We start from the raw sequence: 9,372 nt of genomic DNA, 5'->3' as shown, positions 1-9,372 counted from the left end.
GGGGCCGGTGCGGCAGGCGCGGGGGCCGGTGCGGCAGGCGCGGGGGCCGGTGCGGCAGGCGCGGGGGCGGGTGCGGCGGGGGCCGGAGCCGGGGCGGCAGCGGGGGCGCCGGATCCGATCACGGCCAGCTGCGCACCGACGGCGATGGTGTCGTCCTCCTCCGCGTTGATCTCGAGCAGCGTGCCCGCGACGGGGGAGGGGATCTCCGTGTCGACCTTGTCGGTGGACACCTCGAGCAGCGGCTCGTCGACGGCGACGGCGTCACCGACGGCCTTGAGCCAGCGCGTGACGGTGCCCTCGGTGACGGACTCGCCGAGCTCGGGCATCGTGACCGGGGTCCCGGTGGCGGCGGCGGGAGCGGGTGCTGCGGCGGGTGCTGCGGCGGCGGCGGCGGGTGCGGCGGCGGCGGGCTCGGGCTCCGGCGCTGCGGCGGGAGCGGCCGGGGCGGGCGCCTCGTCGGCGCCACCGATGACACCGAGCTCACCGCCGATCTCGACGGTGTCGTCCTCCTGGGCGACGATCTTGGTCAGGACGCCAGCGGCGGGAGACGGAATCTCGGTGTCGACCTTGTCGGTGGAGACCTCGAGCAGGGGCTCGTCGAGTTCTACCGTGTCTCCCTCCTGCTTGAGCCACCTGGTGACGGTTCCCTCGGTGACGCTCTCACCGAGAGCCGGCATCTGGACGGAGAAGGCCATTTCTTTTGACTCCTCGACAGTTGTGTTCGGGTTGTTGAGTTGGTCGACTTGTGGTCGAAAACATTCTGCAATACGGGTCCGGTTGCGGGACCGGTGACGATGGACGACCCCGTCACCCGTGCAACCCCGCGACGGTGCTTCTTCATCCTTGCATTGATCGTTTCGCGGCGTCCGTCGAGGGGCAGGTCACACTGCCCTCATCAACCTCACAGCAAGTGGTGGCACACTGCAATGTTCGGGTTCGGGCACGACGGCGGGGTGAGGGCGATGGGGTTAAGGAAACTGTTCGGCCGCGGAGGCCGGCGCGCCGAGCGCGTCACGGACACGGACGCCCGTTATCTCGCGGAGTGGGCGCGCACCCATATCGGGGTCGAGGCCTTCGTCGAGCCGCGGACCACCGTCACCCCTCTGACGGTGATGCTGGTCGCGGCCGACGGGCAATGGACGCGGCGCGCGGTCGGCGGGGAGCGCGGTGCCCGCAGGCTCGGCGAGGACCTGCACATCCCCGTGTACGACGTCCGCAAGACCGGCTACCCGCAGCGGATGCGCGACCACGAGGCCAGACAGAAGATCCTGCGTAACCGCGCCCGCGAGGCCTGACGGCACCGTGCGTGATGTTCACCCCGATCGGGGTGAAAATCACGCACGGGTGCGGAGCGCAGCGGAGCCGCCCCATCTGCACGGGCGCGGAGCGCAGCTAGCCGTTGGCGGCGATGTCCTCAAGGACGCTGATCATCGTGCGGACCGGGACGCCGGTGCCGCCCTTCGGGGTGTAGCCGAACGGGCCGCCGGTGTTGTACGACGGACCCGCGACGTCGATGTGCGCCCACTGCACGTCGTCGGCGACGAACTCCTTCAGGAAGATCGCCGCCGCGAGCATGCCGCCCCACCGGTGCGGGGTCACGTTCGCCAGGTCCGCGACCTTCGAGTTCAGGTCCGCGCGCAGCTCGGCGGGCAGCGGCATCGGCCACGCGTTCTCGCCGATCTCCTGCGAGATCCGGGCGACCCGATCGCGAAACTCGTCGGTGCCCATCACGCCGGGGGTGCGGTTGCCGAGCGCGACCATCTGCGCTCCGGTGAGCGTCGCGGTGTCGATCAGGTAGTCGGGGTTCTGCTCGCACGCCTTGACGATGGCGTCGGCGAGCACGAGGCGACCCTCGGCGTCGGTGTTGATCACCTCGACGGTGGTGCCGCCGTACTGGGTGAGGACGTCCCCGGGGCGCTGGGCGGTCGCGGACGGCATGTTCTCGGCCATCGGCGCGTACGCGTCGACGCCGACCTTCAGCCCGAGCTTGGCTGCGAGGACGACCGTCGCGATGACGGCCGCGGCGCCGCCCATGTCGGAGGTCATGTTCTCCATGCCCGCGGCGGGCTTGATGGAGATGCCGCCGGTGTCGAAGGTGATGCCCTTGCCCACCAGTGCGACCTTCTTGAGCCCGCGGCCGGTCGGCTTGTGGGTGAGCCGGACCAGGCGCGGCAGCCGGGACGATCCCTTGCCGACGCCGAGAATGCCCCCGTAACCGCCCTTCTCGAGGGCCTTCTCGTCGAGCACCTCCACCTTCAGTCCGGCGGCGGCGCCGAGCGCCTTGGCCCGGGCCGCGAACTCTGCCGGGTACAGGTGGCTGGGCGGGGTGTTCACGAACTCGCGGGCGACGGCGACGGCTTCCGCGATCGCGGCCGAGCGGGCAAGTTCGTTCTTTGCCGCCGCGGTGCGCGGTGACGGCACCAGCAACTCGACCCGGCCGAGGGGGGCGCTGCCCGCGCCGGGCGCGGACTTCGCCTTGAACTCGGTGAACGTGTAGGCGCCGAGGTAGAAGCCCTCCGCAGCGGCGCCGAGGTCGAGCCCGGACAGCGTGGTCGCGGCGATGGCGGTGCCGGCGAGCGCGCGGGCGGCCGCACCCGCCGAGCGGCGGATCTGTTCCGCGTCGGCGTCGTCGGCGGACCCGAGCCCGACCGCAACCACACTCGCGACGGGCAGGTCGGCCGGTGCGGGAATCCGGGTGACCTCCTCGGCCCGGCCGGTCGCCCCGACCGCGACGAGCCCGGCGAGGACGGCCTCGGCGGTGGCGTCGTCGAGGACGTCGCCGACGGAAACCTCGGGACCGTCCGGCCCGGTGGTCAGGCCGATGACGAGGACGTCGACCCGCTTGGCGATCGATCCGGCGAGGACGAGTTCCGGGCCGAGCGGCGCATCGGACTTGGCAGGGCTCACATCTGCTCCTGGGGTGTGGGTGATTGCGTTGTCCGCAACTGTAGTTTGCGCCAGCGGGGCGCGCGGACCTGCATCGTCCGGGTGCACCGCCGCCGTTTCGATCGGGTCGGGGCCATCCCCGTCGACTAGCGTGGTGCCCATGAGCGATGCGGAACTGCAGCAGGGACCCCTCCACGCCGTGCACACCGAACTCGGCGCCACCTTCGCCCCGTTCGGAGGCTGGGAGATGCCGGTGTCGTATGCCGGGGTGGTCGCCGAGCACACTGCCGTCCGGGAGACGGTCGGGGTGTTCGACGTCAGCCACCTCGGCAAGGCGTCGGTCGTCGGCCCCGGTGCCGCCGCATTCGTGAATGCTTGCCTGACAAACGATCTCGACAAGATCGGTCCGGGGCAGGCCCAGTACACCCTGTGTGCCACCGAGGCCGGGGGCGTCACCGACGACCTGATCGCCTACTACGTCTCCGCGGACGAGGTGTTCCTGGTGCCGAACGCGGCGAATACCGCGGCTGTGGTCGCCGCGCTGGCCGCGCAGGCCCCGGACGGGATCACGGTGACGGACCTGCACCGCGACTACGGCGTGCTGGCGGTGCAGGGACCGAAATCGCCGGAAATCCTTGCCGCACTGGGATTGCCGTCGGACATGGACTACATGGCGTTCGTCGACGCGGCATTCGAGGGGCAGCCGGTGCGGGTGTGCCGCACCGGGTACACCGGCGAGCACGGCTACGAACTGCTGCCCTCCTGGGAGGGTGCCGAGCCGGTGTTCCGAGCGCTGCTGGCCGCGGTGAAGGCGGCGGGGGGCGAGGTCGCCGGACTCGGTGCCAGGGACACCCTGCGCACCGAGGCGGGCTACCCGCTGCACGGGCACGAACTGTCCACCGACATCTCGCCGCTCGAGGCGCGGTGCGGGTGGGCGATCGGGTGGCGCAAGCCGGCGTTCTGGGGTCGTGAGGCGCTGACCGCGCAGAAGGCGGCGGGCCCCGCCCGCACCATGTGGGGGATCCGGGCGCTCGACCGAGGCGTGCTGCGGCAGGGACAGTCGGTGCTGCGGGAGGGCGTGGCGCTCGGCGAGACCACGTCGGGCACCTTCTCTCCGACGCTGAAGGTCGGCATCGCGTTGGCGCTGCTCGATGCGTCCGCGGGGGTGGCGGCAGGCGACGAGGTCACCGTCGACGTGCGGGGCCGGGCCCTGCGCTGCGAGGTCGTCGCGCCGCCGTTCGTGCCGGTGCACACCCGGTGACCCCGGTGCCGCGCAGGCAGTCGCGCGCCGGCGCGGCACGAGAACTCGCGGTCGCGCATGGTCGTGCACGCCGCGTTCGATAGGATTCGGCGCATGACTGGTGTCCTCGACTTCACGCGTATTCCGCACCCCGCACCCGCCACGGAGCAGGAGCGCGCGCGAGTACTGGAGGCCCCCGGGTTCGGCAAGTACTTCACCGATCACATGGTCACCATCGACTGGACCGAGGACCGCGGCTGGCACGACGCGACCGTGCAGCCCTACGCGCCGCTGCAGATGGATCCGGCGACGATGGTGCTGCACTACGGGCAGGCGATCTTCGAGGGCCTCAAGGCGTACCGGCAGCAGGACGGCTCGATTTCGTCGTTCCGGGTCCTGTCCAACGCGGAACGGCTCCGCGCGTCCGCGCGCCGGATGGCGATGCCGGGGCTGCCCGACGAGCTGTTCCACCGCTCGATCACCGAGCTGCTCGCCGTCGACGGCGGCTGGGTGCCCGCCGCGGGCGGTGAGGACGCGCTCTACCTGCGTCCGTTCCTGATCTCCACCGAGGTCGGCCTCGGGGTGCGGCCCGCGAACAGCTACAAGTACCTGCTGATCGCGTCCCCGGCGGGCGCGTACTTCGCGCAGGGCGTCAAGCCGGTCAGCGTCTGGCTGTCCACCGAGTACGTGCGCGCCGCCCCCGGCGGCACCGGCGCCGCGAAGTTCGCCGGCAACTACGCGGCCTCCCTGGTCGCGCAGGCGCAGGCCGCGGACGAGGGCTGCGACCAGGTCGTCTGGCTCGACGCGACCGAACGCCGGTACGTCGAGGAGATGGGCGGCATGAACCTATTCTTCGTCTTCGGGTCCGGCGCCGACGCCCGCCTCGTCACCCCGGAGCTGTCCGGGTCGCTGCTGCCGGGCATCACCCGCAACTCACTGCTCACCCTCGCCGCCGACGCGGGGTACGCGGTCGAGGAACGCCGGATCAGCACCGACGAGTGGCGGGAGAAGGCGGCGTCCGGGGAGATCACCGAGGTGTTCGCGTGCGGCACCGCCGCGGTCATCACCCCGGTCGGATCCGTGAAGTCCGCCGAGGGCGAGTTCAGCATCAGCGGCGGCGAGCCGGGTGAGGTCACGATGGCGCTCCGCGACACGTTGACCGGGATTCAGCGCGGCACCTTCGCCGACACCCACGGCTGGATGACCACCCTGGCCTGACGGCTTCGGCCCTGCTCGGGCGGGTGCCGCACCCGTCCGGCAGGACCGGCGGTGTGACAGTCTGCTGGCATGACAACTGTCGGCGCGGTCGTGGTGGCGGCCTGCTTCGTGATCGCCGCGGTGTCGATCGTGCGATCCCAATCGGTCGGGTTGTCCGGCAAGCTCGCCTGGATGTCGGTGGCGTTCGTGCTGCCGGTGATCGGGCCGCTGCTGTGGTTCCTGGTCGGGGCGCGGTACAGCTACGGCATCGACGGCGGCAATCCGGGGAGGTAGCCGGCGCTCAGCCGCCGAGCAGGAAGCCGGCCGCGGTCGCGGCGACGGTCACCTCGATCGCGGCGCCGAGAACGTCCCCGGTGATGCCGCCGAAACGGCGGGCGCAGTGGCCGGTCAGCGCGATCACCGCGGCGAGCACCACCGCCGCCACCAGCGGGCCCTGCCACCACCGGTCCGGGACGGCGAGCGTGGACGCGCCGATGATCAGCGCCGTCCACGCGACGCGCACCCACGCGGGCTGGGTGCCCGCGACCAGCGCGCCGAATCCGGTCGCGGTGGCGGCGGGGAGCGTCGGCCTGCAGGTGAGCACCGCGGCGACCCGCCCCGCCGCGACCGCGAGCAGCACCGCCGCCCACTGCCCGGACGCGGCGAGGGAACCGAACGCGAGCGCCTGCCCGCCGAGGACGATCACGAGCGCCGCCGCCCCGAACGGGCCGACGCCGCCGCTGCGCATCACCTCGAGGGCCCGCTCGGGCGGGCCGTAGCAGCCGAGGCCGTCGACGGTGTCCGCGAGCCCGTCGACGTGCATGCCGCGGGTCGCCAACGCCAGCACCGCGACCGCGGCGAGTCCGGCGAGGGCGGCGCCGAGGGACGCGGCGAGCAGTCCCGCGGTCACCGCCGCCGCGAGCAGCCCCAACAGCACCCCGACGACCGGGGCCGCCGCGATCGCGCGACGGCCGGCGGCGCGGTCGATCGGCGGCCCGCCGTCCCGGTGCGGGAGGGGGAGCACCGTCAGCCAGGACAGTGCCAACCGCAACCCGCCCACGTCGTCAGTCCGTGACGGCGGCGTCGGCGAGGCTGTCGCCTGCCTCGCGGTTGCTGACCCCGGCGTCCGCGAAGGTCGCCATGCTCGCGAGGGTGGCGACCGCGCCCTGCAGCACCGGCAGTGCCACCACCGCGCCGGACCCCTCGCCGAGCCGCATGCGCAGGTCCAGGATCGGGTCGAGGTGCAGCCGCTGCAGCGCAACCACGTGGGACGGTTCGGTCGACCGGTGCCCGGCCACCCACCATTCCCTTGCCCCGGGTGCCAGCTCCTCCGCAACCATCGCCGCCGCGGTCACGACGAGGCCGTCGACGATCACCGGGGTCCGCCGCACCGCTGCCTGCGCCAGGAACCCGGCCATCGCCGCCAGGTCGGCGCCCCCGCCGACCCGCAGCAACGCCACCGGGTCCGCGGCGTGGCGTCGCACCCGCCGCATCGCGTCCCGGATCGCGGCCGTCTTCCGGATCCAGCCCGCGTCGTCGATGCCGGTGCCGCGGCCCACCGCGGCGACCGGTTCGGTGTCCGTCAGCGTCGCGATCAGCACCGTCGCCGGGGTCGTGTTGCCGATGCCCATCTCACCGGCGATCAGCAGGTCGGCGCCCGCGTCGACCTCCTCGTCGGCGATCGCCCGCCCGGCCGCGATCGCGCGGGCCGTCTCCTCCGCGGTCAGCGCGTCCTCCCGGTCGATGGCGCCGCTGGACCGCCGCACCTTGTGCCGGGACACGGCCGGGTCGGTGTCGGCGTCGACGGCGATGTCGACGACGCGCACCCCGGCACCGTTCGCCGCGGCGAGCACGTTGACCGCGGCGCCACCGGCGAGGAAGTTCGCCACCATCTGCGCGGTCACCTCCGCCGGATACGCGGACACCCCGTGCCGGGCGACGCCGTGGTCGCCGGCGAACACGACCACCCGCGGTCGCGCGAACGGTGTCGGCGGGCACCGGTCCTGGCAGGCGGCGACCCAGCCCGCGAGGTCCTCGAGACGGCCGAGGGATCCGGCGGGCTTGGTCAGCTGCGCCTGCCGGTCGTCCGCGGCGGTCCGCGCCGACGCCGACGGCGCGACGACCGGGTCGAACGACACCCCTGCGGTCTCCGCGTCCTCGGGTGTCGAGGTCGATTCGGTTGTCACAGCACACCTTTCGCGTCGGGTCGCGGCATCGGGACGGTCGTCACTTCAGCTGAACGGTCAGCCCCGCGACCGCGAGGACGACCTCGTCGCACACCCCCGCGATGGCGCCGTTGAGGGCGCCGATCTCGTCCCGGAACAGGCGCCCGGACCTGGTCTCGGGGATCACGCCGAGCCCCACCTCGGGGCTGACGAGTACGAGTGTGCCCGGGTAGCCCGCGACGGCCGTCACCAGGTCCTCGCAGCGGGGCGTGATCGTGCCGCGGGGAGCGTCCCACGCGTCGGCGTCGTCGAGTTCGGCGGTGAGCCAGGTGCCGAGGTCGTCGACGAGCGTCGGGGGGCCGCCCGCACGCAGGATCGACGCGAGTCCCGGGCCGCGCCCGCTCTCGACGGTCGTCCAGTGCGCGGGCCGTCGGACCCGATGCCGGTCGATTCGCGCGGTCCAGTCCGCGTCCTCCGGGTCGATCCGGGCGGTGGCGACGTAGCGGGTCTCACCCGCGGGCATCAACGATTCCGCGTGCCCGGACTTGCCGGAGCGGGCCCCGCCGAGGACGAGCACCCGCCGACCAGGGGCCGCGGTCGTCACACCGCGTCGCCGGGGGAGACCCGCGGCTGCGGCGCCCGCATCTTCCGGATCTGCGATGCCCGGACGAACGCGTACCAGCCCAGCTTGAAGCCACCGTCGATCGAGTCCGGGAAGCGGTCGCGGACCTTGTTGTTGACCTGCCTGCCCAGCAGGATGCCCTCGACCACCATGAACAGCATCATCACGAACATGCCGAGCGTGACGTAGGCCTGCAGCGACGGATCGAGGAACATCGCCAGGATCAGCAGCACCGCGAGCGGCATGAACAGGCCGACCAGGTGCCTGCGCGAGTCCACCAGGTCGCGGACGTAGGCGCGGACCGGGCCCTTGTCGCGGGGCAGCAGGTACTTGTCCTCGCCCGCGAGCATCCTGGCCCGGCGGTCGGCGGCGTCGGCGCGCCGCTCGGCGGACGCGACCTTGCGTTCCTCCTTCGAGCCGCGGTTCTGCTTGCGCCGCGCGCGGGCCTCCTTCGCCGTCATCGGTGCCGGTGCGACCGGCCCGCGGCGTCGGCCCTCGGCCTCCCGGCGGCTCGGCGTCGGACGCCCCTTGCCCTCGGTGAGGGCGGAGGAGGTCGGGGTGGTCGGCTCGGGAGCGGTCGACTCGTCGGCCCGGTCATCCCCGTTGTCGGGATTGTCGGGGTTGCCTCGGCGCAGCAGTTTCACCCCACCAGGCTACTTGCTGGCCTCCCGCCGCCACGACCCCGGACCGTCCCGCCCCACGAGTCGGTCCGAAAGTCGAGGGTCGCGGCGGGAATAGTGTCGCGCGGAGTACGGTTGTAGCGTTCACGGGTTTTGGTACGAGCGAACAGGGAGAGCCCATGACAGTGGAGAACGACAGCTCCGTGCAGAACGACGCCGCGCACAAGGTCGTGATGACCGACGCGGCAGCGGCCAAGGCCAAGGCTCTGCTCGACCAGGAGGGTCGCGACGACCTGGCCCTGCGCATCGCCGTTCAGCCGGGTGGCTGCGCCGGACTGCGCTACCAGCTCTTCTTCGACGACCGCAGCCTCGACGGCGACCTCGTCGTCGACTTCGGTGGGGTCGGGCTCGCCGTCGACCGGATGAGCGCGCCGTACGTCGAGGGCGCCACCATCGACTTTGTCGACACCATCGAGAAGCAGGGCTTCACGATCGATAACCCGAACGCCACCGGCTCCTGCGCCTGCGGCGATTCGTTCAACTGATCGTCCGCACCGCCCACCTCCGGCGCGGCACCCGTCACCGGGCCGGCCACCGCGGCGGGGCCGAGGGGGGCCCGGGGCGCCGCGGCAGGTGGAATTT

At 72.7% G+C, this 9,372-nt stretch carries 11 protein-coding genes; 5 read left to right on the top strand and 6 right to left on the bottom strand.

Features of this window, described 5'->3' with window-relative positions; translation table 11 throughout:
- Nucleotides 1–695 (bottom strand): biotin/lipoyl-containing protein (locus ACFWPA_RS19315; protein ID WP_378571548.1); only part of this gene is annotated, 695 nt, incomplete at its 3' end.
- Between the two features lie 267 nt (nucleotides 696–962).
- Between ACFWPA_RS19315 and ACFWPA_RS19310 the strand changes: the two genes are divergently transcribed.
- Nucleotides 963–1,295 carry an oxidoreductase gene (locus ACFWPA_RS19310; protein WP_378508400.1) on the top strand — a complete coding sequence of 111 codons (333 nt, stop codon included), beginning with the start codon at nucleotides 963–965 and terminating at the stop codon, nucleotides 1,293–1,295.
- A gap of 97 nt (nucleotides 1,296–1,392) precedes the next feature.
- On the opposite strand, the gene ACFWPA_RS19305 is transcribed toward ACFWPA_RS19310, so the two are convergent.
- Nucleotides 1,393–2,907, bottom strand: coding sequence for a leucyl aminopeptidase (locus tag ACFWPA_RS19305; protein ID WP_378571546.1), 1,515 nt, complete (start codon nucleotides 2,905–2,907; stop codon nucleotides 1,393–1,395).
- 139 nt (nucleotides 2,908–3,046) lie between these two features.
- Here ACFWPA_RS19305 and gcvT point away from each other — a divergent pair, with 139 nt between their 5' ends.
- The 3 genes from gcvT to ACFWPA_RS19290 all read left to right on the top strand — a co-directional run bounded on the left by gcvT (nucleotide 3,047) and on the right by ACFWPA_RS19290 (nucleotide 5,617).
- The gene (gcvT, locus tag ACFWPA_RS19300) at nucleotides 3,047–4,147 is read left to right on the top strand and encodes a glycine cleavage system aminomethyltransferase GcvT (RefSeq protein ID WP_378571544.1); all 1,101 of its coding nucleotides are present in this window, start codon (nucleotides 3,047–3,049) and stop codon (nucleotides 4,145–4,147) included.
- A 93-nt stretch (nucleotides 4,148–4,240) separates the two neighbouring features.
- Nucleotides 4,241–5,344 (top strand): branched-chain amino acid aminotransferase, encoded by a 1,104-nt coding sequence (locus ACFWPA_RS19295; protein WP_378508403.1) that lies wholly within the window; start codon nucleotides 4,241–4,243, stop codon nucleotides 5,342–5,344.
- 69 nt (nucleotides 5,345–5,413) lie between these two features.
- A complete protein-coding gene (locus tag ACFWPA_RS19290; RefSeq protein ID WP_378508404.1) occupies nucleotides 5,414–5,617 on the top strand; it encodes a PLD nuclease N-terminal domain-containing protein in 204 nt (67 codons plus the stop codon).
- Between the two features lie 7 nt (nucleotides 5,618–5,624).
- Here the strand turns inward: ACFWPA_RS19290 and ACFWPA_RS19285 are convergent, their stop codons facing one another.
- The 4 genes from ACFWPA_RS19285 to ACFWPA_RS19270 form a co-directional block, all read right to left on the bottom strand.
- Nucleotides 5,625–6,383 (bottom strand): adenosylcobinamide-GDP ribazoletransferase, encoded by a 759-nt coding sequence (locus ACFWPA_RS19285; protein ID WP_378508405.1) that lies wholly within the window; start codon nucleotides 6,381–6,383, stop codon nucleotides 5,625–5,627.
- Between the two features lie 4 nt (nucleotides 6,384–6,387).
- Nucleotides 6,388–7,509, bottom strand: a complete 1,122-nt coding sequence (gene cobT / locus ACFWPA_RS19280) for a nicotinate-nucleotide--dimethylbenzimidazole phosphoribosyltransferase (RefSeq protein ID WP_378508406.1) — start codon at nucleotides 7,507–7,509, stop codon at nucleotides 6,388–6,390.
- 40 nt (nucleotides 7,510–7,549) lie between these two features.
- Nucleotides 7,550–8,011: a bifunctional adenosylcobinamide kinase/adenosylcobinamide-phosphate guanylyltransferase gene (locus tag ACFWPA_RS19275; protein ID WP_378508436.1), complete on the bottom strand. Its 462-nt coding sequence runs from the start codon at nucleotides 8,009–8,011 to the stop codon at nucleotides 7,550–7,552.
- A 77-nt stretch (nucleotides 8,012–8,088) separates the two neighbouring features.
- Entirely contained in the window at nucleotides 8,089–8,754 is a 666-nt protein-coding gene (locus ACFWPA_RS19270) for a DUF3043 domain-containing protein (RefSeq protein ID WP_378508407.1), read from the bottom strand.
- Between the two features lie 155 nt (nucleotides 8,755–8,909).
- Here ACFWPA_RS19270 and ACFWPA_RS19265 point away from each other — a divergent pair, with 155 nt between their 5' ends.
- Nucleotides 8,910–9,275: a HesB/IscA family protein gene (locus ACFWPA_RS19265; protein ID WP_378508408.1), complete on the top strand. Its 366-nt coding sequence runs from the start codon at nucleotides 8,910–8,912 to the stop codon at nucleotides 9,273–9,275.
- The last annotated feature ends 97 nt before the right edge of the window (nucleotides 9,276–9,372 follow it).

The organism is Rhodococcus sp. NPDC058505 (assembly GCF_042720095.1).
In the GTDB taxonomy this organism is placed as follows: domain Bacteria; phylum Actinomycetota; class Actinomycetes; order Mycobacteriales; family Mycobacteriaceae; genus Rhodococcus_G.
Note: the sequence above shows the minus strand (reverse complement) of the source record. Positions and strands in the feature narration are given on the sequence as shown.

Bases quoted from the DNA above. Each gene is read 5' to 3' on its own strand.
- ACFWPA_RS19310 (WP_378508400.1), top strand. From the start codon at position 963: ATGGGGTTAAGGAAACTGTTCGGCCGCGGAGGCCGGCGCGCCGAGCGC.
- gcvT (WP_378571544.1), top strand. From the start codon at position 3,047: ATGAGCGATGCGGAACTGCAGCAGGGACCCCTCCACGCCGTGCACACC.
- ACFWPA_RS19295 (WP_378508403.1), top strand. From the start codon at position 4,241: ATGACTGGTGTCCTCGACTTCACGCGTATTCCGCACCCCGCACCCGCC.
- ACFWPA_RS19290 (WP_378508404.1), top strand. From the start codon at position 5,414: ATGACAACTGTCGGCGCGGTCGTGGTGGCGGCCTGCTTCGTGATCGCC.
- ACFWPA_RS19275 (WP_378508436.1), bottom strand. From the start codon at position 8,011: ATGCCCGCGGGTGAGACCCGCTACGTCGCCACCGCCCGGATCGACCCG.
- ACFWPA_RS19265 (WP_378508408.1), top strand. From the start codon at position 8,910: ATGACAGTGGAGAACGACAGCTCCGTGCAGAACGACGCCGCGCACAAG.